At 69.9% G+C, this 23553-nt stretch carries 11 protein-coding genes; 7 read left to right on the top strand and 4 right to left on the bottom strand.

What is annotated here, in order from left to right; translation table 11 throughout:
- Positions 1–103: 103 nt before the first annotated feature.
- Together serB and ctaD are read right to left on the bottom strand one after the other, a co-directional pair.
- Entirely contained in the window at positions 104–1321 is a 1218-nt protein-coding gene (gene serB / locus ABZW96_RS28825; protein WP_039795339.1) for a phosphoserine phosphatase SerB, read from the bottom strand.
- A 182-nt stretch (positions 1322–1503) separates the two neighbouring features.
- Entirely contained in the window at positions 1504–3246 is a 1743-nt protein-coding gene (ctaD, locus tag ABZW96_RS28820) for a cytochrome c oxidase subunit I (protein WP_355078763.1), read from the bottom strand.
- A gap of 240 nt (positions 3247–3486) precedes the next feature.
- On the opposite strand from ctaD, the gene ABZW96_RS28815 reads away from it, so the two are divergent.
- Entirely contained in the window at positions 3487–4293 is an 807-nt protein-coding gene (locus ABZW96_RS28815) for a VOC family protein (protein ID WP_355078762.1), read from the top strand.
- An 81-nt stretch (positions 4294–4374) separates the two neighbouring features.
- Here ABZW96_RS28815 and ABZW96_RS28810 read toward each other — a convergent pair whose 3' ends face one another.
- Complete coding sequence (locus ABZW96_RS28810) at positions 4375–4983, bottom strand: hypothetical protein (protein WP_355078761.1); 609 nt, start codon at positions 4981–4983, stop codon at positions 4375–4377.
- A gap of 28 nt (positions 4984–5011) precedes the next feature.
- A complete protein-coding gene (locus ABZW96_RS28805) occupies positions 5012–5335 on the bottom strand; it encodes a hypothetical protein (protein WP_355078760.1) in 324 nt (107 codons plus the stop codon).
- Positions 5336–5681: 346 nt separating this feature from the next.
- Between ABZW96_RS28805 and ABZW96_RS28800 the strand changes: the two genes are divergently transcribed.
- From ABZW96_RS28800 to ABZW96_RS28775, 6 genes are all read left to right on the top strand, one after another.
- Entirely contained in the window at positions 5682–6776 is a 1095-nt protein-coding gene (locus tag ABZW96_RS28800; protein ID WP_355078759.1) for an ABC transporter substrate-binding protein, read from the top strand.
- A 136-nt stretch (positions 6777–6912) separates the two neighbouring features.
- Positions 6913–7374, top strand: a complete 462-nt coding sequence (locus tag ABZW96_RS28795) for an AMP-binding protein (protein WP_355078758.1) — start codon at positions 6913–6915, stop codon at positions 7372–7374.
- A 198-nt stretch (positions 7375–7572) separates the two neighbouring features.
- The gene (locus ABZW96_RS28790) at positions 7573–20874 is read left to right on the top strand and encodes an amino acid adenylation domain-containing protein (RefSeq protein WP_355078757.1); all 13302 of its coding nucleotides are present in this window, start codon (positions 7573–7575) and stop codon (positions 20872–20874) included.
- Positions 20871–21857 carry an ATP-binding cassette domain-containing protein gene (locus ABZW96_RS28785; RefSeq protein ID WP_355078756.1) on the top strand — a complete coding sequence of 329 codons (987 nt, stop codon included), beginning with the start codon at positions 20871–20873 and terminating at the stop codon, positions 21855–21857. The genes ABZW96_RS28790 and ABZW96_RS28785 overlap by 4 nt, the downstream gene beginning before the upstream one ends.
- A complete protein-coding gene (locus ABZW96_RS28780; RefSeq protein WP_355078755.1) occupies positions 21854–22675 on the top strand; it encodes an ABC transporter permease in 822 nt (273 codons plus the stop codon). Before ABZW96_RS28785 ends, ABZW96_RS28780 begins: the two co-directional genes overlap by 4 nt.
- Positions 22675–23493, top strand: coding sequence for an ABC transporter permease (locus tag ABZW96_RS28775; protein WP_355078754.1), 819 nt, complete (start codon positions 22675–22677; stop codon positions 23491–23493). The genes ABZW96_RS28780 and ABZW96_RS28775 overlap by 1 nt, the downstream gene beginning before the upstream one ends.
- Positions 23494–23553 lie beyond the last annotated feature (60 nt).

Here is a 23553-nt window from a genome sequence, read left to right as displayed (position 1 = left end):
AGCACCCATCCAGGCGTACCTGCGCCCTTCACTCCCGCCCTGCGCGAAGCTATCGACCGACTACGTCCGACAGCGTTTATCGAGGCGGAACCGGGCCGGATGTTCAGCCCAGCGGGACGCGGCGCAGCAGGCCGTCCCTGGCGTCGGCGGCCTCCACCTCGTGCCGGGTGACCCCGAGGATGAACAGGACCGCGTCCAGATACGGGTGGGAGAGCGCGGCGTCGGCGACCTCGCGCAGCGCCGGTTTGGCGTTGAAGGCGACGCCGAGCCCGGCGGCGTTGAGCATGTCGATGTCGTTGGCGCCGTCACCCACCGCGACGGTCTGTTCCATCGGCACCCCGGCGTCGGCGGCGAACTTGCGCAAAGCGGTCGCCTTGGCCGCGCGGTCGACGATCTCGCCGACGACGCGGCCGGTCAACTTGCCGTCCACGACTTCCAGGGTGTTCGCCTGCACGAAGTCCAGTTCCAGCTCGTGTGCCAGCGGTTCGATCACCTGCCGGAAACCGCCCGACACCACGCCGCAGCGGAAACCGATCCGGCGCAGCGTGCGGATGGTCGTGCGGGCGCCGGGGGTCAGCTCGATCCGGTCGGCGACCTCCTCGATCACCGACTCGTCCAGCCCGGCCAGCGTCGCTACCCGCTGCCGCAGGGATTCGGCGAAATCGATCTCGCCGCGCATGGCGGCCTCGGTCACCTTGCGGACCTCGTCCTCCACGCCCGCGTGCGCGGCGAGCATCTCGATGACCTCACCCTGGATCAAGGTGGAATCGACGTCGAACACGATCAGCCGCTTGCCCCGGCGCGCCAGCCCGGCACGTTCCACGGCGACGTCCACCTGCTCGGCCACCGCGACCTCGGCCAGCGCCGTGCGCAGCCGCGAATCGGTGTCCGGGCCGGAGTCGGTCGCGGTGACCATCAACTCCATGCCGGTCACCGGGTAGTCGGCGATACCGCGGATGGTGTCGATGTTGGCTCCCAGCGCGGCCAGTTGCCGCGACACCGCGCTGAACGCGCGCGCGGTGACCGGGCTGCCGAGAATGACCACCGCGTGGGTGGACATCGGCTGCCTGCCGATCGCCGCGTCCACCTCCACGTCGACGTTCATGCCGACGGTGTTCATGGCCTCTTCGAGCTCGTCCTGCAACGCCTCGGCGTCGGTCGGGCAGGTCACCAGGACACCGAGGGTCAGCCTGCCCCGGATCACGACCTGCTCCACGTCCAGCAGGCTCACTCGGTGCCGGGACATGGCCGCGAGCAGCACGGACGTCACACCGGGGCGGTCCGGCCCGGTGACGGTGACGAGGACGGTGGTGTCGGCCAACTGATGCGCTCCATGTTCGATGTTCGCCGTCGCTGTGCTGGACGTCGTTGTCGCAACGCACGGTGCGTACTGATCTCCACAAACGAGTGTGCACCCGCTGGTGACCAGCGGGTGCACACTCGTCGCGATGAATCCTACGGCGCGGCCGGACATCGCCCGTCCGGCCCCGCCGGGCAAGCGCCCTACTGCGCGAGGACGTTCGGCTCGTGCAGGTCGGTGGCGTGCTTGCCCGCGCCCCAGCCGACGTGCGCCTCGGCGCGCATGCGCTCGACCATGTGCGGGTAGTGCAGCTCGAACGCGGGACGCTCCGAGCGGATGCGCGGCAGCTCGTAGAAGTTGTGCCGCGGCGGCGGGCAGGTGGTGGCCCACTCCAGCGAGTTGCCGTAGCCCCACGGGTCGTCCACGGTGACCACCTCGCCGTAGCGGTAGCTCTTGAAGACGTTCCACAGGAACGGCAGCATCGACGCGCCGAGCACGAAGGCGCCGATCGTGGAGATCGTGTTCAGCGTGGTGAAGCCGTCGCTGGGCAGGTAGTCGGCGTAGCGGCGCGGCATGCCCTCGGCGCCCAGCCAGTGCTGGACCAGGAAGGTGGTGTGGAAGCCGATGAACGTCGTCCAGAAGTGCCACTTGCCCAGGCGCTCGTCCAGCATCCGGCCGGTCATCTTCGGGAACCAGAAGTAGATGCCCGCGTAGGTGGCGAACACGATGGTGCCGAAGAGCACGTAGTGGAAGTGCGCCACGACGAAGTACGAGTCGGTGACGTGGAAGTCCAGCGGCGGGCTGGCCAGGATGACGCCGGACAGACCACCGAAGAGGAAGGTGACGATGAAGCCGATGGAGAACAGCATCGGCGACTCGAAGGTCAGCTGACCGCGCCACATGGTGCCGATCCAGTTGAAGAACTTCACACCGGTCGGGACCGCGATGAGGAAGGTCATGAACGAGAAGTACGGCAGCAGCACGGCGCCGGTGGCGTACATGTGGTGCGCCCACACCGCGATCGACAGCGCGGCGATGCCCAGGGTGGCGTAGACCAGCGTGGTGTAACCGAAGATCGGCTTACGCGAGAAGACCGGGAAGATCTCCGAGACGATGCCGAAGAACGGCAGCGCGATGATGTACACCTCGGGGTGGCCGAAGAACCAGAACAGGTGCTGGTAGAGCAGGATGCCGCCGGTCGCGGGGTCGTAGATGTGGCCGCCCAGGTGACGGTCGTAGGCCAGGCCGAACAGCGCGGCGGTCAGCAGCGGGAAGGCGAGCAGCACCAGGACGCTGGTCACGGCGATGTTCCAGGTGAAGATCGGCATCCGGAACATGGTCATACCGGGAGCACGCAGGCAGACCACCGTGGTCAGCATGTTCACGCCACCGAGGATGGTGCCCAGACCGGACACCGCCAGGCCCAGGATCCACAGGTCGGTGCCGACGCCCGGGGAGTGCAGGATGTCGGTCAGCGGCACGTACGCCGTCCAGCCGAAGTCCGCGGCGCCGCCCGGGGTGATGAAGCCCGCGGTCGCCATGCTGGCGCCGAACGCGTACAGCCAGTAGCTGAAGGCGTTCAGGCGCGGGAAGGCGACGTCGGGGGCGCCGATCTGCAGCGGGAGGATGATGTTCGCGAAGCCGAACACGATCGCGGTCGCGTAGAACAGCAGCATGATCGTGCCGTGCATGGTGAACAGCTGGTTGAACTGCTCGGTCGAGAGGAACTGCAGGCCCGGCCGGGCCAGCTCACCGCGCATCAGCAGGGCCATCAGGCCACCGATGAGGAAGAAGCCCATCGACGTGGTCAGGTACATGACACCCAGGACCTTCGGGTCCGTGGTGGTGACCATCTTGTAGATGAACGAGCCCTTCGGCCCGGTCCGAGCCGGATAAGGCCGAGTCGCTTCCAACTGAGGGACTGGCTGGGGCTCTACGGCAGTCACTGATCCTCCTGAAAGGTGCCTTTAGGTCGCTCCGCAGGCTCCGCTGATCGCATCCATCCCGATGTCGGAACAGACGACAGTTCGCTTGCGCTCTCCGAATCGTAAACCCGTGAAGATGCGCCCGACCGAACGGGTCCTACTCTCTGTCGTAGCTGTGTTGTTTTCCGGGACCGATGAGTTCTGTCGGTGGCGGGCGTCTGTAGAGGTGACACGAGTTCACCTCAGGCCAGGAGAGCAGCGATGACCGGAACCAACCGCACGAAGATCGGCGATCCCTGTTGGGTCGATTTGTACAGCTCCGACCTCGATCGGAGTATCTCGTTCTACCGCGAACTGTTCGACTGGACCGCCGAGAGCGCGGGCGAGGAGTTCGGCGGGTACGTCACCTTCCGCAAGGACGGGCGCGCGGTGGCGGGCGCGATGGCCAGGATGCCCGGCGACACCGACAGCCCGGAACAGTGGACGGTGTATCTGGCCAGTTCCGGCGCACAGGCCACCGCCGACGCGGCGACGGCGGCGGGGGCGTCGCTGGTCGTGCCGCCCATGGCGGTGGGCGAGCTGGGCACGATGGCCGTGCTCGGCGACGTCGGGGGTGCGGGCGTCGGCATCTGGCAGGCCGGGACGTTCCCCGGCTTCGAGACCATGGGTCTGGTCTCCGGCGGGCAGTGGCGTGAGCACGCGGGCGCGCCGTCCTGGTTCGAGCTGCACACCCGCGCCTACGACGCCTCGTTGACCTTCTACCGGGAGGTCTTCGGCTGGTCGGACGTCTTCACCGTCTCCGACGCCCCGGAGTTCCGCTACTCCACCATCCACGCCGAGAGCCCGATGCTCGGCGGCGTCATGGACGCGTCGGCCTTCCTGCCCGAGGGCGCACCCGCGGGCTGGATCGTCTACTTCGGCGCCGACGACGTGGACAAGACCGTCGAGCGGCTCACCGAACTGGGCGGGACGGTGCTCTTGCCGCCCCAGGACACGCCCTACGGCCGGATGGCCGCGGTTACCGACGCCACCGGCGCCCGCTTCAGCATCGGGGGCAATCGGCTTTGAGCCCGGCGGGCCCGCACGAAGAGTTCCTGGACCGGCGAACATTTTCGGACGGGCCGCTTGTCGCCTCGGCGTACGGCACGCTCACACCGGATTCGCGCGCGTGTACGCCGCCATGACGTCCTCGATCCGCGCGACCACTTCCGGGTTGTCGCCGGCGGATTCTTCGAATCGGGCCGCCAATTCGTCGCACGACGCGACGAACGGCTCGTCTTCGGAATCGGTGAACAACCTCATCTCGGCGATGTTCCTCGCCCCGAGATAGGGATCCCGATATCCTCCGGCGACAGCGTACGCCTCGTTCAGACAGATCAGGAAAATCCCTGTCATCGCGCGTTCCGTCACTTTTTTCTGCCGGAAGAACCGCGTGACCCCGTCTGCCAACCGGTCCGCGTTCGCCAAGTCGACAGTATCGGCGTCCAAACCTTCGATCTCACCGGAAACGCTTTCCAACGCCGCCAGCCGCAGGCGATCGAACTCGGTCAATGCCTCCATCGAATCGACAAACCCTATGGCGTCGCGTGCACGAATGGCATGGACCGCTAGAGCGTGGCTGGAGGATTCGCCGCAGTATACCCGCCCACAGAAACGGACCATCTCCGTGAGGTGTATCCGCAAACGCGCCAGCGGTTCCTCGATCTCGTCCTCAGCACGCCTGGCAGCGGCGACCAGCTCACGTCGGCGTATGCCCATCTGCGTTCAGCACCCCCGTTCGAGTGAATTACATGGTCGCGCAGGCGAGCCACTCGTTGTCCCGCGGCTCAGTATAGACAGTCAGGATGTCGTTGCCGCGGTTCGTGTCGTAGGCGAGCTTCGCTCGACTGCTGGTGCCGTTGTACTGCAAAATATGCTGTTTATGACCCGGCTTGTTCCCATCCCGGGGAAATCCGAAGCTCACCAAACGATCCATGCAGTCCAGAAAGGCCTTCGGGTTGACGAACGGATCGTGCCCACCGTCGACCATGTGGCGCAACGCGTAGCATCGGAACTGCATTTTGGATCCGTTCGGATGAACGGCGCCGTACAGGATCTGGTTCTCGTTCATGTGCTGCCGTCCGCATCACAAGCCGCCATATCGGCCGCGAATTTCTGATAGTCGAAATTCGACCCCGGCGGAGGCGTCGCGGATGCCGTCGCGCCCGCAGCGAATGTACAGACGACCATGAACAAGAACAGCGCGAACCGACCGAAATACAATCTCATGATTCCCCCTTGCGATGTCGCGCAACTCCCCGTTCGCGACCTTGCCGAGACAGTAACATAACGGTCGGCATCCGGAAAGCACGATCGAAGCCGCCGAAACAGCGGATCCCGTTGCACCAGCACGCCTGCCGCCAACCGCCGCGACCTCTGCCAGGGACCCGCCACCGCCGACATGTACCCTCACTCGCATGCCGGTGAGCGACGTGATGCAGGTACGCACCCGAATTCGCGCGATTCGTCATCGGAACGGCGCGGCCGGTCATCGGTTCCGGGCGGTCGTGGCCGGGTGTGCCGCGCTCGTGCTCGCGGGCTGCGGCGGCGCCACCGACGACTCCGCCTCCATCGTGCGCACCACCACCAACATCGCGGGCGCGGGTGTGGTGGGGCTGGAGCGCGACACCACCAAGGCGTGCGCGCTGCCGAGCGCGCCCGACCCGGCGGGCGGGGACACCCGCAGCGTCACCCATGCGGCGGGCGTGTCCGAGGTCCCCGCCGACCCGCAGCGCATCGTCGTGCTCAGCACCTCCGCGTTGGACGCCGTCTGCGCGGTCGGCCTGTGGGAGCGGGTCGTGGGGACGGTGACCCTCGACGGCCCGAGCCCGCAACCGGCCTATCTGGGCACCGGCGTGCTGAAGATCCCCGGCGTAGGCACCGCCGCGCAGCCGGACCCGGCCCGGATCGCAGCCCTGCATCCCGATCTGATTCTGGGCGAGAACCCCACCGGCACAGCGAGTTTCAGCGCGTTGCAAGCCATCGCACCGACCGTGCTGGTCGGTTCGAACAACAGCTGGCAAGCCGAGTTCGCTGCGTTCGCGGCAGGCATGGGACGGCGCGACGCGGCGGAGACCGCACTGCAGAACTACCGCACCGAGGCGCGCGACACCGGCACCACGCTGGCGGCGGGCCAGACCCAGGCATCGATCCTCCGGTTCACCGCCGACGCCCAGCGAGTACAGGGCGGTGACAGCTTCTCCGGCCAGGTGCTCGCCGACGCGGGCGTGCAGCGTCCTGCCGCGCAGCGCGGCGCCTCGTTCGACGTACGCGAGAGCGAGTTCGCCACCAAGGCGGAGGGCGACCTGATCTACGTGATCCTCGCGGGCCAGGAGGGCAAGAAACACGGTGAAGCGGTGCTGCGCACCGACGAGTGGAAGGAACTCGGCGCCGCCACCGATCGCCGGGTGTTCGCCGTGGAGGACAGCGTCTGGCACGGCGACGGCCTCACCGCCGCCCGCGCCCTGCTCACCGATCTGCGCAACACGCTCAACGGTTACGTGACCGACTGACCGCCCACCCCTTGGGTGAGGTTTCCCGCACCCTTGGAGTGCGCGGACCAGCGCTGGGGTTGCTGTCGAAAAGTCCGCTCGAGGACGAGATTCAGAGGTACGCCGAGAACCTCTCAATCGACCCCGAGGACACGACATGCACACGCTGACCGATTCGCTCGCCGACAACCTGTACTCCCTGCCGGTGGCACAGCCCGTCGCCGAGGTCGATCCGCACGCGGTCGTGGCATCCACCGCCGGTTGCGACCTGACCTACGCCGAGCTGGACCGCTGGTCCAATCGCCTGGCCCGGCTGCTGCTGCGCCTCGGCGCCGGACCCGGCACCCGGATCGCCGTCGCGATCGACCAGGCGATCGAGTCCGTCGTGGCCGAGCGGGCCGCCACCAAGATCGGCGCCATCGCCGTGCCGGTGACCGACGACGGCTCCTACGCGCTCGGCACCTCGGTGGGCGTCACCACCAAGGACCAGCAGCCCGAGTCCGCGGAAGCGATCACCTGGCTGGTGCTGGACGAGCGCTCCACTCTGCAGCGCTACCTGACCAGCTCCGCCGCCCCGCTGGGCGCGGCCGACCTGGATCTTCTCCCGAAAGCCGCCTGACCGGACACAACCCCTCCCCCGCGACCCGAACAGCGATGTTCGGGTCGCGCAGTGTGCCCAATACCCCCGCAGCGTCGACCGCGCCGGTTCAGAATTGAGTTGCCGCGTGCTGTGCGGCGGCAGGTACTACCGCTACCGCGGTGGCTACGGGCGGTCACTGCCGATCGGCCGGATCGCGGTCAGAACGTAGGACACGTCATGCAACAGCCTTCCCTTTCGGCGAAAGATTCCGACACAGTTCTTCCCGATGGGGCTTTCGCCCTATCGGCGGCACAGCGCGGCATCTGGTTCGCCCAGCACGTCGCCGGTGATACTCCGATCTCGATCGCCCAGTACGTCGAACTGAACGGTCCGATCGACCTCGACCTGCTCGCGCGGTCGGCGCGGCAGGCCGGGCGCGAGTTCGGCACCGGCTACCTGCGCCTGGTCGAGGTGGAGGGACATCCGTTCCAATTCGTCGACCCCACGCTCGACGACAGTCTGGAAACGCTGGACTTCCGTTCCGAACCCGATCCCGAGGCGGCCGCGCACGCGTGGATGCGCGCGGAGTACGAGGCCCCGCTGGAGCTGACCCGCGACCGGCTGGTGCGCATCGCCATGCTGCGCGTCGGCGCGGACCGCTGGTTCTGGTACTCGCGCATCCACCACATCGTGCTCGACGGCATGGGCGCGCTGACCATGGTGCAGCGCACCGGAGAGCTGTACAACGCCGCCGTCGAGGGCCGCGAAGCGTCGCCCGCGAAGGCCGAGGACCTGCGCAAGATCGTCGAGGCCGATCTGGCCTACCGCAGTTCCGAGCGGTTCGGCGCGGACCGGGAGCACTGGCAGGCGCATCTGGACGGCATGGCCGATCCGGTGAGCCTGGCCGGCCGCACCGCGGGCGTGGACGGGCATCCGCGGCGGGTCACCGGCGCGCTGCCCGCCGACACCGGCACCCTGCTGGACGCCGTCGCCGAGCAGGTGTCCTCCGGTGTCGCGCCGACCGTGGTCGCCGCCTTCGGCGCGTATCTGTCCGCGATGACCGGCGCGCCGGAAGTCGTGCTGAGCCTGCCGGTGTCCGCGCGCACCACCGCGACGCTGCGGCGTTCCGGCGGCATGATCGCCAACGTGGTCCCGCTGCGGCTGCGGCTGACGCCCGCCACGACCGTCGGAGAGGTGATCCGGGCGGCCCAGGGCGAGCTGACCGGGGCGCTGCGGCGCCAGCGCTACCGGCAGGAGGACATCTTCCGCGATCTGGGCTGGCCGATGGACGAGGCCGGGTCGTTCGGCCCGTCGGTGAACCTGATGATGGTCGACACCAGAATCCAGCTCGGCCCGGTGACCGGGCGGCTGCACGTGCTGACCTCCGGGTTGATCGACGACCTGTTCGTCAACCTGTATCCGGGCGTCGGCGGCGAGAGCACGCACATCGACTTCCAGGCCAACGGCAACCTCTACACCGAGGCCGAGCTGACCGGGCAGCACCGCCGCTTCCTGTCATTCCTGCACCGTTTCCTGGCCGCCGGGCCGGACGCGCCGCTGGCGAGTGTGCCGGTGCTGTCGGACGACGAGCGCACCGCCTTCGCACCCGCCCGGGGGCCCGCTGGCGTCGCGGCGCGGACGCTGCCCGCCCTCCTCGCCGAAGGCGCGGCCCGCGATCCGCTGGCGACCGCGCTGGTGGAGGGCGAGACCGCGCTGACCTACCGTCAGGTCGACGACTACACCAACCGGCTGGCCCGGGTGCTGATCGCCGCGGGCGCCGGGCCCGAGCGCACCGTGGCGATCTCCGTCCCGCGGTCCATCGGGTCGGTGCTGGCGACGATCGCGGTGGCCAAGACCGGCGCGGCGTTCGTGCCGATCGATCCGACCTACCCGGCCGACCGGATCGAGCACATGGTCGGCGACAGCGGCGTCGTCGCGGGCATCACGACGGCGGCCGCGCGAAAGTCGTTGCCGCGCCGGGTGTCCTGGCTGTCACTCGACGACGAGGGCACCGAACGGGCGATGGCCGAGCAGGATGCCGCGCCGCTGACCGACGCCGACCGCACCGCGGCGACGCACCCTGACCAGGCCGCGTACATCATCTACACCTCCGGTTCCACCGGGCTCCCGAAAGGCGTGCTCGTCCCGCACCGAGGGCTGGCCAACCTGGTGGCGAGCTCCGGCGCCGGATTCGGCATCGACGCCGAGTCCGTCGTCGCCCACGCCGTGTCGCCGAGTTTCGACATCTCGGTCGAGGAGATCCTGGTCACCCTGGCCACGGGCGCGACGCTGGCCGTGGTGCCGCCGTCGGCGTACGCGGGCGAGGAGCTGGCCCAGGTACTGCGCGCCCACCGCGTCACCCACCTCAACGTGACCCCGGCCGTCGTGGGTTCGCTGGACCCGGCGAGCCTGCCCGAACTGCGCACCGTGATCGTGGGCGGCGACGCCTGCCCGCCCGAGCTGGTGACCAAATGGGCGGGCCGGACCCTGTTGAACGGCTATGGGCCCACCGAGACCACCATCACCGTCACCCTCAGCGCCCCGCTGACGCCGGACGGTCCGGTCACCATCGGCAGTCTGGCCCGCGACGTGTCGGCGGTGGTCCTCGATCCGTGGCTGCGTCCGCTGCCGCCGGGCACCGTCGGCGAGCTCTACCTCGCCGGTCCCGGCGTCGCGCGCGGTTACCACCGGCGCAACGGGCTGACCGCCGACCGTTTCGTCGCCGACCCGTACGGCACGGGCGAGCGGATGTACCGCACCGGCGATCTCGTGCGCTGGGTGCACAACGACGGCCGCGTCGAACTGGAGTACCAGGGACGCAGCGACTTCCAGGTGAAGGTGCGCGGCTTCCGCATCGAGCTCGGCGAGATCGATGCCGCCTTGCAGCGGCAGCCCGACGTCGACTTCGCACTCACCCTCGGTGTCGAAACCGGTTCGGGCGCCACCGCGCTCGTGTCGTACGTGCTGCCGGAGCCGGGTGCGCAGATCCACCCCGAGGCGCTGAAAGCCGCGGTAGGAGAGTCGCTTCCGGCCTACATGGTGCCCGCCGTGCTCATGGTGCTCGACCGTCTTCCACTCACCCCGCTCGGCAAGGTGGACCGCAAGGCGCTGCCCGCACCGGAATTCGGCGCGCGCACCACCGCGAGCAGGCCGCCGTCCACACCGCGCGAGGAGACGCTCGCCGCGCTGTTCGCGGAGGTGCTCGGCCTGGAATCGGTGGGAGTGGACGAGAGTTTCTTCGCGCTCGGCGGCGACAGCATCGTCTCGATCCAGCTGGTGTCGCGGGCGAAGGCGGCCGGGCTCGGGTTCGGCGCACGGGATGTCTTCGAGCGCAAGACCGTCGCCGCGCTGGCCGCGGTGGCCACCGATGTGCCGACCGGAGTGGTGCACGAGTTGCCCGGCGGCGGAGTCGGCGACGTTGAGCTGACGCCGATCGTGCGCGCGATGCTCGAGACCGGTGACACCTGGCGGCGGTTCGCCCAAGCGGTGCTGATCGAGTTGCCGTCGGGCATGGAACGCACGGATCTCGTCGCCGCGCTCGCAGCGCTGTTCGACCGGCACGACCTGCTGCGTTCGACGCTGCGCCGCACCGGCGACGGCTGGAACTGGGTGGTCGCCGAGCCCGGTGCGGTGAACGCGGGCGCCCTGCTGGAAATCGTGCCCGCGGACGCTGATCTCGACGCGACCTGCGAGCGTGCGTTGCAGCGCGCCGCCGACCTGCTCGACCCGGAGGCCGGCGTGGTCGCGCGATTCGTGTGGATCGAGCGTGCCGACGCCGCGCCGCTGCTGTGGCTTGTGCTGCACCACCTCGTCACCGACGGCGTTTCCTGGCGGATCCTGCTGCCGGACCTCGCCACCGCCGCGCTGGGCGCCGAGCTCGCTCCGGTCGGCACCTCGTTCCGGCGCTGGGCGCACGGCCAGCGCGAGCACGCGGCCTCGCGCAGCGGCGAACTGCCGTTGTGGCAACGCGTCCTGGCGACACCCGACCCCGCGCTCGGCTCGGCGCCGATGGACCCGGCCGTCGATGTGGTGGGCTCCATGGCGCACCTGGCGACCGTCGTACCGCCGGACATCGCGCAGTCCGTGCTCACCACCGCGCCGGATCGTTTCCACTGCGGGGCCGACGACGTGCTGCTGGCAGCCCTCGCGCTGGCGGTGGCACGGTGGCGCGAGCGCAGCTCCACGCTGTTCACGCTGGAGGGCCACGGCCGCGCGGAAACCGTCCTGCCGGGCGCCGACGTGGCGCGCACGGTGGGCTGGTTCACCAGCGTCTACCCCGTCGCGGTCGATCTGACCGGCATCGACGTGGCGGACGCGTTCGCGGGCGGGGCCGCGGCAGGCTCCGCGATCAAGGCGACCAAGGAACAGCTGCGCGCGCTGCCGGACAAAGGCATCGGATTCGGGATGCTCCGCTACCTGGTCCCGAGCACCGCGGCGGCGCTCGCGGACGCGCCCACCCCGCAGATCAGCTTCAACTACCTCGGGCGCGCGTCCACCGGCGGCGACGCGGAACCGTGGCTGCCGCGCCGGTTCGCCGCGACCCAGGACGACCGCGCGCCGCTGGCCGCCGGGGTCGACATCAACGCCGTGCTCACCGATGCCGGACTCGAGGTGACCTGGGCCTACGCCGGACGGCTTTTCGAGGAGGCGGATCTCGGCGAACTCGCCGCGCTGTGGGAGCAGGCGCTCGGCGCGCTGGCTCGGCACGTCGCGTCCGCGAGCGCGGGCGGACGCACACCATCAGACTTCGATCTGGTCACCGTCACACAGGCGCAGATCGACGACTGGGAGCGCGCCTACCCGAACCTCGCCGACGTGTGGCCGCTCTCGCCACTGCAGTACGGCCTGCTCTTCCACGCGCTCTACGATTCCGACACCGCCGACGGCTACACGGTGCAGTCGCTGCTCACCTTGGCAGGCACCGTCGACGCGGCCCGGTTGCGCCGCGCCGCACAGGCTTTGGTGACCCGGCACGAGAACCTGCGCGTCGCCTTCGTCGAGACCGAGGACGGCCCGCGCCAGCTCGTCCTGGCCGACGCCGAGATCGACTGGCGGGAAGCGGATCTCACCGGCATCGCCGACGAGACCGAGCGCGCCGGGGAAGTCGACCGGTTGATCGCGGTGGACGCCCGCACCCGGTTCGAGCTCACCCGGCCCCCGCTGCTGCGCTGCACGCTCATCCGGATCGCCCCCGACACCTACCGTTTCGTGCTGACCAACCACCATCTGGTGCTGGACGGCTGGTCGACCCCGCTGCTGGTACGCGAACTGCTCACTCTCTACGTCACCGACGGTGACGCCGCGGCCCTGCCGCCCGCGCATTCCTATCGCGAGTTCCTGACCTGGTTGGAGACCAAGGACGACGCGGAATCCCTCGCCGCATGGACCGAGTCGCTGGCCGGTGTCGACACGCCGACCCGCGCGGTGCCCACCCTCGCCGGGATCGAATCGACCGAAACCGGCATGACCTCCGTCGACCTGTCCCGCGACACCGTCGCCGGGCTGGAGGCCGCGGGCCGGGAAGCGGGCGCGACGGTGAACACCCTGGTGCAGGCCGCGTGGGCGATGCTGCTGGCCATGCTCACCGGACGCACCGACGTGGTGTTCGGCGGCACGGTCTCGGGACGGCCGCCGGAGCTGGCCGGGGTCGAGGAGATGGTCGGCCTGTTCATCAACACGCTGCCGGTGCGGGTGCGGCTGGATCCGGCGGAAAAGGTCGCCGACCTGCTCGCACGCGTGCAGTCCGAGCAGGCGCGGCTGATGGACCATCAGCACGTCGGATTGGCCGCCATCCACCAGGCGGTCGGCCTCGCCGAATTGTTCGACACGCTGACCGTGTTCGAGTCCTATCCCATCGACCGCGAAGCGCTGTCGCAGGCGCTGGACATCGCGGGCATGCGGGTGCTCGACGTGGAGGGCACCGACGCGACGCCGTACCCGCTCAACATCATGGTGATCCCGCTGCGCGGCGACGACGGCCGGGACACGCTGCGGATCACGCTGAAGTACATGGCCGACCAGCTTCCGGCGGAGGAGGCCCGGCCACTGCTGGATCGCTTCGTCCGGCTGCTGACCCAACTCGCGGACAACCCGCACGCGCTGGTCTCCCAGTTGCAATACTGCGACGACGCCGAGCGCGCCGCGCTGGCGCCGGTACGCGGCCCGGAGTCCGTGCCGCCCGCCACGCTGCCCGAGCTGCTCACCGCGGGCGCGCGCATCGATCCGGACGCGATCGCGATCACCGCGGGCGAACTCACCATGTCCTACGCCGAACTCGACGCCTGGTCCAACCGCTTCGCCCGGGTACTGCTGCGCCGCGGCGTCGGGCGGGAGGTGTTCGTCGTGCTGGCGCTCACCCGTTCGCTGGAATCGGTGGTCGCCGTGTGGGCGCTGGCCAAGACCGGCGCGGCGTTCGCTCCGCTGGACCCGAACTACCCGGTGGAACGCATCGAGCACATGCTCACCGACTCCAAGGCCCCGATCGGCGTGACGGTCACCGCGACCGGCGAGACGCTTCCCGGCACGATCGACTGGCTGCTGCTCGACGACCTGAACACCATTCGCCGGGTGATGACGGTGTCCGAAGCGCCGATCACCGACGAGGAGCGCGGCGGGCCGATCGACCTCGATCAGACGGCGTACCTGATCTACACCTCCGGCTCCACCGGCAAGCCCAAGGCCGTGCTGCTCAGCCACCGCGGCATCGCGAATCTGGTGACCGCGCAACGGGAGACGCTCGCGCTCGACCACACCACCAGCGCGCTGCAAGTGGCCTCGCCGAGTTTCGACGCCTCGGTGTTCGAACTGCTCATCGCGCACGGCGCGGGTGGCAGGCTGGTGGTGTCGCCGCCGGATGTCTACGGCGGGACGGAACTGGAGACGCTGCTGCGCACCCAGCGCGTCACCCACGCCGTGATCACGCCGTCGGCGCTGGCCACCATGGAACCCGCCGGGCTGGAACACTTGCGCGTCCTCGCGGTCGCGGGCGAAGCGGCGACGCCGGAGCTGATCGAGCGGTGGGCGCCGGGCAGGCGGATGGTGAACCTGTACGGCCCCACCGAGTTCAGCATCTGGGCGACCGGGCCGGGCGAACTCGTCAGCGGCGAGCCGATCACGATCGGCGGCCCCATCCGCGGCGCGGACACCGTGGTGCTGGACGCCTGGCTGCGTCCCGTGCCCATGGGAGTGCCCGGTGAGCTGTACCTCGCGGGTCCCGCGCTCGCGCGCGGCTATTTCAACCGGTTCGAGATGACCGCGAGCAGGTTCGTCGCCGACCCCTTCGGCGAACCCGGCGAGCGGATGTACCGCACCGGCGACATGGTGCGCTGGTTCGACAACGGCGCCGGTCCCGAGCTGGAGTACCTGGGCCGCAGCGATTTCCAGGTCAAGATCCGCGGCCTGCGCATCGAGCTGGGCGAGATCGACGCGGTGCTCTCCCGCGACGACGAGGTCGAATACGCGGTGACCATCGGGCGCACCGGCCCCGCCGGGACGACCGTGCTGGTCTCCTACGTGCTGCCCATTGAAGGCGCGCGGCTTGACGTCGAGCGGCTGCGCGCGCAGGTGGCCGCCGAACTGCCCGGCTACATGGTGCCCGGTTACCTCGTCGTGCTGGAGACTATCCCGCTCACCCCGGTCGGCAAGCTGGATCGCAAAGCCCTTCCGGTGCCGGACTTCTCCGACAGCCACCGGCCCTACCTCGCACCCCGCGGGCCCGTCGAGGAGGCGGTGGCCGCCGTGTTCGGTGAGGTGCTCGAACGGGAGCGCGTCGGCGTCGACCAGTCGTTCTTCGAACTCGGCGGCAACTCGCTGAGCGCGACCAAGGTGGTGGCGCGAGTGAACGCGGCGCTCGGCTCGCGGATCGCGCTGCGTGATCTGTTCGACGCGCCGACCGTGGCCCAGCTGTCGGCCCGGGTGGTGCCCGCCACCCGCGCCGCGCCGGGCGGGTTCGGCCTCGCGCCCCGCATCCGGCCGGACCGGGTTCCGCTGTCTCCCGCGCAACAGCGCATGTGGGTGCTCAACCGGATGGATCCGGCTTCCGCCGCCTACAACATCGCGGTGGCACTGCGGCTCACCGGAGAGCTGGACGTCCAGGCGCTGCGCGCGGCGCTCGTCGACGTGGTGGACCGGCACGAGAGCCTGCGCACGCTCTACCCCGCCGACGCGGAAGGGCCGCGTCAAGTCGTGGTCGACGCCGACGTGGCCGTGCCAGCGATGCCGGTGACCGACACCGAGGACGGCGCGGAACTGCGGGAACGGATCACCGAGTTGGCGGGAACCGGCTTCGATCTCGCCACCCAGCCGCCGCTGCGGGTCGGCCTGTTCCGGATCCACGGCGACGTCGAGCCCTCCGCGAGTGCGGGACCGGTGTCGTCGGCCCCTTCCACCGGCGAAGCGCCGATCTCGTCCGGGCCCGTCAGCGCGACCGCACCGGTCTCATCGAGTTACACCGCGAGTTCCGCCGAGGTCGCCGCCGCCACGCCGCCGGTGCACGTCGTCGTGCTGGTGGTGCACCACATCAGCGCCGACGGCGCGTCGATGGCGCCGCTGGCCGCCGACCTGGTCGCCGCCTACTCCGAACGGTCCGCGGGCGGGCACGCCGTCCGTGTCCCGCTGCCGGTGCAGTACGCCGATTTCGCACTGTGGCATCGCGAGGTGCTCGGCGACGAAACGAATCCGGAATCGTTGGCGGCGCAGCAGATCGAGTTCTGGCGCGCGACCCTGGCCGGCGCGCCCGACGTGCTGGAACTGCCCTCCGATCGGCCACGCCCCGCGGTGCAGACCATGCACAGCGCCGACTTCGGCTTCACCGTCGACGCCGAGACGCACCGAGCGCTGGTGGATTTCGCCACCGCGCACCACGTCAGCCCGTTCATGGTCGTGCACGCGGCGCTCGCGGTGCTGCTCGCGCGCCTCGCCACCACCGACGACGTGCTGATCGGCACCCCGGTCGCCGGACGCGGCGAGGAAGCGCTTGACCAGCTCGTCGGCATGTTCGTCAACACCCTGGCACTGCGCACCCCGGTCGATCCGGGCGCGGGCTTCGCCGCGTTCCTGGACACCGTCCGGTCCACGGACCTGGACGCCTTCGCCAACGCGGACGTGCCGTTCGAGCGGCTGGTCCAGGTGCTGGATCCGGCTCGCTCGACCGCGCACCACCCGCTGTTCCAGGTCTCGCTGTCGCTGCAGAACTTCGTCGAACCCGTGCTGGAACTGCCCGGCCTGCGGTTCGAGGTGGAGGACTTCGAGCGCGACGCCTCCCAGTTCGACCTGACCTTGGATCTGCGCGAGCGCTTCTCCGCAGGCGGTCCGGCGGGCATCGAGGCCGTGCTGACCTACGCCACGGATCTGTTCGACGAGGCGACGGTGTCCGCGTTCGCCACCCGGTGGCGGCGCGTGCTCGCTGCGGTGCTGGCGCGGCCCGAGGTACGCATCGCCGATATCGACATTCTCGACGACACCGAACGGGCGACGTTGGTACCCGTGCGTGGCCCCGCCGCGGCGGCGACCACGATCCTGCCGGACCTGCTGGCCGAGACCGTGCGGCGGTACCCGGACCGCATCGCCTTGGTGTCGGACGGGCAGACCACCACCTATGCCGAGATCGACGCGCACGCCAATCGCCTGGCCCGAGTGTTGCTCGAGTCGGGCGGCGGTCCGGAAACCGTGGTCGCGCTGGGGCTGCCGCGTTCGCCGGAACTGCTCATCGGCATGTGGGCCGCGGCGAAAGCGGGGGCGGCGTTCCTTCCGGTCGATCCGAAGCACCCGGTCGAGCGCATCGATCACATGCTCACCGACTCCGGCGCGACGCTCGGGCTGACCCTCGCCGTGTTCCGGCCCATGCTGCCCGACAGCACGAACTGGCTGGTGCTCGACGACCTCGCGCTCGTCGAGCGGTGGAGCGCCGCGAGCAGCCGGCCGCTGGGCGAGCGTGAGCTGCCGGGCCCCATCCGGCCGGACAACGCGGCGTGGATGATCTACACCTCCGGCTCGACCGGCACACCGAAGGGCGTCTCGGTGTCCCATCGCGGTATCGCCGATCTGGTTGCGGCGCAACGGTATTCGCTCGGCCTGGACGAGCGATCCCGGGTGCTGCAGGTGGCGTCACCGAGTTTCGACGCGTCGGTGTTCGAGGCGATCATGGCGTTCGGTTCCGGCGGCGCGTCGGTCGTGGCACCGCCGGAGGTGTTCGGCGGCGGCGCGCTGGCGGAGCTGATCGACACCGAACAGGTCAGCCACATGGTGATCACGCCATCCGCGCTGGCGACCCTCGACCCCGCCGAGGTGACCAGCGTCCGGGTGCTCGCGGTGGCAGGCGAGGCGGTCGGCGCGGAACTGGTCGAGCGCTGGGCCACCGGACGCACCATGGTCAACCTGTACGGACCCACCGAATCGACCATCTGGGCAACAGGTTCCGCGCCGCTGGCGGTGGGCGCCCCGGTAACCATCGGCACGCCGGTGCAGGGCGCGCAGGTGCTGGTCCTCGACGACCGGTTGCGCCCGGTCCCGTTCGGCGTGGCGGGCGAGCTGTATCTCGCCGGGCCGTCGCTGGCGCGCGGGTACCACGCGCGGCCGAGTCTGACCGCTGCCCGCTTCGTCGCCGGTCCCTTCGGCACGGCGGGTGAACGGATGTATCGCACCGGCGATCTGGTGCGCTGGATCCGCGGCGACTCCGGACCCGAACTGGAGTACCTGGGCCGCACCGACTTCCAGGTCAAAGTGCGCGGACAGCGGATCGAGCTGGGCGAGATCGACGCGGTGCTCGGCCGCGCCGACGGCGTGGACTTCGCGGTGACGCTCGGCGTACCCGGCCCCACCGGGGCCACCGCGCTGGCCGCCTACCTGGTCCGCACGCCCGGCTCCGAGCTGGACGTGGCGAAGGTGCGCGCCTTCGCCGCCGACATCCTGCCCGGCTATATGGTGCCCTCGGCGTTCGTCGTGCTGGACGAGATCCCGCTCAACGCGGTCGGCAAGCTGGACCGCAAGGCGCTGCCCGCGCCGGAGTTCCGCGCCGACCGCACCGAGTACCGCGCGCCCGAAACGCCGACCGAACAGCAGCTGGCCGCGATCTTCGGCGAGTTGCTGGGGGTGGCGCGGGTGGGCGCCGACGACTCTTTCTTCGCGCTGGGCGGCGACAGCATCCTGGCGATCCAGCTGGTGTCGCGCGCCAAGCAGCAGGGCATCACCTGCACCCCGCTGCAGGTGTTCGAGCACCGCACGGTGGCGGCGCTGGCCGCGGCCGTCGACGCGGCGGGCGCCGCGGTGACGTTGGATGAGCTGCCCGGCGGCGGCGTCGGCGAACTGCCGCTCACGCCGATCGCGCACTACATGCTGGAGCGCGGCGGAAACCACGACCGCTTCGCCCAGACGGCGGTCCTGGAGCTACCGGTCGGCATCGAGCGGTCCCAGATCGTCACCGTGCTCGCCGCCGCGGTGGACCGGCACGACATGCTGCGCGCCCGGCTGGTGACCGACGGCGCGGACGGCCCGCGCATACTGGTCGGCTCCCCCGGATCGGTCGACGTGGACGCGCTGGTGCACCGCGTCGAGTTCACCTCCGTCGACCCGATCGAACTGCACGAGTTCGCCATGACGGAGCTGGACGCCGCCGCCGACCGGCTCGACCCGGCCAACGGCACGGTGCTGCAATTCATCTGGCTCGACCCGGTCGGCGACGCGGGCTCGCGCACCCGATCGGGCCGGTTGATCGTGCTGGCGCACCACTTGGTGATCGACGGGGTGTCCTGGCGCATCCTGATCCCGGACCTGGTGGCCGCGTGGGCCCAGGTGTCGGCGGGCGCCACCCCGGTGCTGGCGGAGACCGGAACCTCGATGCGCCGGTGGGCCCACGCGCTGACCGAGGAGGCGCACTCCGAACAGCGGGTCGCCGAATTGGCGTACTGGCACGACGTGCTCGCCGGACCCGATCCGCTGATCGGCGGCCGGGAACTCGATCCCGCCGTCGACCGGACCGGCACGCTGCGCATGGTCGAGCGAGAGGTGTCCGCCGAGGTCACCACCGCGCTGCTCACCACCCTGCCCGGCTTGTTCCAGGGCAGCGTCAACGACACGCTGCTGGCCACCTTGGCGCTGGCCCTGGTGCGCTGGCGCGCCGGTGACCCGTCGGCGCTGCTGCGCCTGGAAGGTCACGGCCGTCAGGAAGAAGTGGTGCCCGGCGCCGATCTGTCCCGCACCGTCGGCTGGTTCACCAGCATCTACCCGGTGCGCCTCGATCTGGCACAGATCGACATCGACGACGCGCTGGCCGGTGGACCCGCGTTGGGCGCCGCGATCCGCGCCGTGAAGCACCAGTTGCTCGCGGTGCCCGACAAAGGCATCGGCTTCGGCCTGCTGCGCTATCTCAACGCCGAGACCGCGCGCCAGTTGCCGCGGCGGCTGCCGGGCCGGGTCGGCTTCAACTACCTGGGCCGGTACTCCACCGGGGACATCCCGGCCGGACTCGAGGGCCTGGGCTGGCTGCCGACCGACGAACTCGGCGACGTGCACGTCGCCGAAGACCCCGGCGTGCCGCTGCAATCGGCGATCGACGTGAACGCGGTCGTGATCGGCGACCGGTTGCGGGCGAGCTTCGGCTTCCCGTCCACGCTGCTCGACCAGGACGAGGTCGCCGAACTGGCCGATCTGTGGATCGACGCCCTGAGCGCCGCGGCCCGGTTCGCCCATACTCCGGCGGCGCGGACCGCCGCCGAGGAAGAAGCGGCGGCCACGGCGTCTCCGGCCGTGCCCGCGGCGGGCGGCCTCGGGCTGGACGTGGTGCTGCCGATCCGGCTCGGGGGCGAGCAACCCGCGCTGTTCTGCATCCACCCGTCGTCCGGGATGTCCTGGACGTACCTGGGATTCGCCGACGCGCTCGCACCCGGCCGCCCGATCTACGGACTGCAAGCGCCCGACCTCGGCGGCCACGAACCGCCCGCGCGCTCGATCGACGAGTTCGCCGAGCGGTATGTGCGGGAGATCCGGGCCCTGCAACCCGAGGGGCCGTACCACCTGCTCGGCTGGTCGTTCGGCGGCCTCATCGCCCACGCGGCGGCGGCGAAGCTGAAGGCCGAAGGCGCCGAGGTGGGCGTGGTCGCGCTGCTGGACGCCGACACCGCCGACATCGACGGCGACAGTATCGAACGGCTCACCGCGGGCTCGTTCGTGAACACCTTCGGCGCGGTGTTCGGCATCCACGACGTCCCCGCGGACGCGACCGCGCAGCAGGCGGCCGATCTGATCCGCGAACGGCTCGGCGTGTCGCTGATCGACGCCGCGACGCTCGAGCGCATGGCCGCGTCCTACAACGCCGCCGCGCGGACCAGAACCGGTTACCGCCGTCCGGTGTTCGACGGCGACATCGTGTACTTCAGCGCGATCGTCGACACCTCCGACATCTTCGGTCCGGACGGCTGGGGGCCGTACGTGACCGGCGAGATCATCAACCACGACATCGAGGCGACCCACGACGAACTGACCGCGCCGCATGTGCTGCCGGTCGTCGCGCGCGTGCTCGATGCACATCTGGGAGGCCGAGGATGAATTCCGACCAAGGAGTCGTAGTCGAAGGGATCGAGAAATCCTTCGGCGCGGTCAAGGCATTGCGCGGAGTCGACTTCGCGGCCGAGCCGGGCGAGGTGCTCGGCATTCTGGGACCGAACGGCGCGGGCAAGACCACCATGGTGAACGTGCTGTCCACGCTGGTCCGGCCGGATCGCGGCCGGGCGACGGTCGCCGGGTACGACGTGCTGGCCGACCCCGCGGCTGTCCGCCGCAGCATCATGCTGACCGGCCAGTACGCCGCGCTGGACGACATGCTCAGCGGCTACGAGAACCTGGTGATGTTCGGCAGGCTGATGGGCCTGCGCAAGCGGACCGCCCGCGCCCGCGCGGACGAACTGCTCGCCGAGTTCGACCTCGAACGCGCGGCGGGCCGCCGGGTCGGCACCTACTCCGGCGGCATGCGCAGGCGCATCGACATCGCCTGCGGTCTGGTCGTGCGGCCCGACGTGGTGTTCCTGGACGAGCCGACCACCGGCCTGGATCCGCGCAGCAGGCAGGGGGTGTGGGATCTGGTCGCCGGCTTCAAGAAGGCTGGCATCACCACCCTGCTCACCACCCAGTACCTGGAGGAGGCCGACGCGCTCAGCGACCGGATCATCGTCATCGATCACGGCGTGGTGATCGCCCAGGGCACCGCCGACGAGTTGAAGGCGCGCACCGGCGGCAGCTACTGCGAGGTGGTGCCGCTGAATCTGCGGGACCTGCCCGCTATCGCCGCCGCGCTGGGCCACCTGTTGCCGCAGGAGAATCGGGACGCGCTCGGTCCCGATTCCGATCGGATCGCCATACCGGCCCCGGACGGTGCGAAGACACTGCTGGAGGCGCTGCGCAGGCTGGACAGCGCGGGCTTCGATCTCGTGGACGTCGCACTGCGTCGGCCCTCGCTCGACGATGTATTCCTCCAGCTGACCGGGCATCTGGCGACGACGGAAGAGATCGCACGGCGGGAGGCCGCGTCGTGACGGCGGCGGCGACCTGGCTCAGCCAGACCCGTGCGACGCCGCTGCGGCCGCAGCAGTGGTGGGTGCTGACCACCCGGTTGATCGCACCGTCGATGCGAACCGGCGAGGTGCTCACCTCGGTGCTCGCGCCCGTGACGTTCACCGCCAGCTTCTTCATCCCGCTGAAGACCATCATGACCGTCATCGGCACGGGATTCAGCAGCTACGCGCAGTACATGATGCCGCTGGTCATCCTGCAGGCCGCCGCGTTCACCGCGGTCTCGGCGGCCTTCCGCGCCGCCACCGATTCGGTGGCCGGGCTGAACCGGCGTTTCGGCTCGATGCCGATCGGCCCGCTGGTCCCGGTCACCGCGCGCCTGGCCGGCAGCGTCTTCCGCCTGATCATCGCCTTGATCAGCGGATTGATCTGCGGATACGTCATCGGGTTCCGCTTCTACCTCAGCCCCGCCCACACAGTCGGCTTCGTGTTGTTCTCGGTGCTCGTCGGGATCGCGCTGATCTGGGGCGGGGATGTGATCGGTACCTTGTCGCACAACCCGGAGGCGACGGCACAGGCGCTGGTGTTGCCGCCGCTGATCCTGGGCATGCTGTCCACCGGCATCGCGCCTGCCGATCAGTTCCCGGAATGGGTGCAGCCGTTCGTGCGCAATCAGCCGGTGTCGCAGTGGGCCATCGCCTTGCGGGCGTTGGCCGGGGACAAGGGACCGAACGCGGGTGAGGTGACCTGGTCGCTGATGGGTCCGCCGTTGGTCTGGGCGCTGGGCTATCTGGCCACCTCCGTCCTGCTGTCGATGCGACTGAGCTCGAGGAGGGCGTGATGGCACTGTTGACCGAACACTCGGACGAGTTGCTCACCGGCTCGGAGATATCGGGGTCGGCACTGGTGCGGCACACGCTGATCCAGACCCATCGACTGCTGCTGCGCTGGGCGCGCAACCCGGTCACGCTGTTGGAGACGCTGATCATCCCGTGCCTGCTGCTGATCATGCTGAACACCGTCATCGGCGGGCAGATCCGGAAGTTCACCGGCGAGAGCGCGCTGTACGGCTCGGTGCCCTTGGTCGCTCTGGTCGGCGCGCTCTCCGGTGCGGTCGCTGGAGGTGTCCTGCTCGGCCGCGAACGTGATGCGGGCCTGCTGGCCCGCTTCTGGGTGCTGCCCGTGCACCGTGCCTCCGGACTCGCCTCGCGGGTGCTCGCCGAGGGCTGCCGCATCTTCGCGTGCACCGTCTCCGTCGTGCTGGTGGGCTTCGTGCTCGGGTTCCGCTTCCACGAAGGTGTCGCGGCGACGATCGTCTTCCTGGTCCTCCCGACGTTCTTCGGCGTGGCATTCGCCACCATCGTCACCTCGGTCGCCGTGTTCACCGCGAAATCGACTCTGGTGGAGAGCATCACGATCCTCACCTCACTGATGATGTTCTTCAGCACTGGCTTCGTGCCGCTGGTCGCGTTCCCGAAATGGATCCAGCCGGTGGTGCACAACCAGCCCATGTCGGTGGGAGTCGACGCCATGCGCGCGCTCGCCTACGGGGGACCGCTCGCCCGCCCGCTCACCCTGACCGCCGTGTGGTCGCTCGGCGCGATCGTCGTGTTCGCGGTGCCCGCGAGCATCGGCTATCGCAGGGCCAGCAGGCGCTGAGCCGCACAGCGAACTCCCAGCGTGAACCCAGCCGGACAGCAGCGCCCGTTCCTAACGTCG

Origin of the sequence: Nocardia sp. NPDC004168 (genome assembly GCF_040610355.1) — a bacterium.
GTDB lineage: Bacteria > Actinomycetota > Actinomycetes > Mycobacteriales > Mycobacteriaceae > Nocardia > Nocardia sichangensis.
The sequence above is the reverse complement of the archived record's forward strand: the minus strand, read 5'-3'. Positions and strand labels throughout refer to the sequence as shown.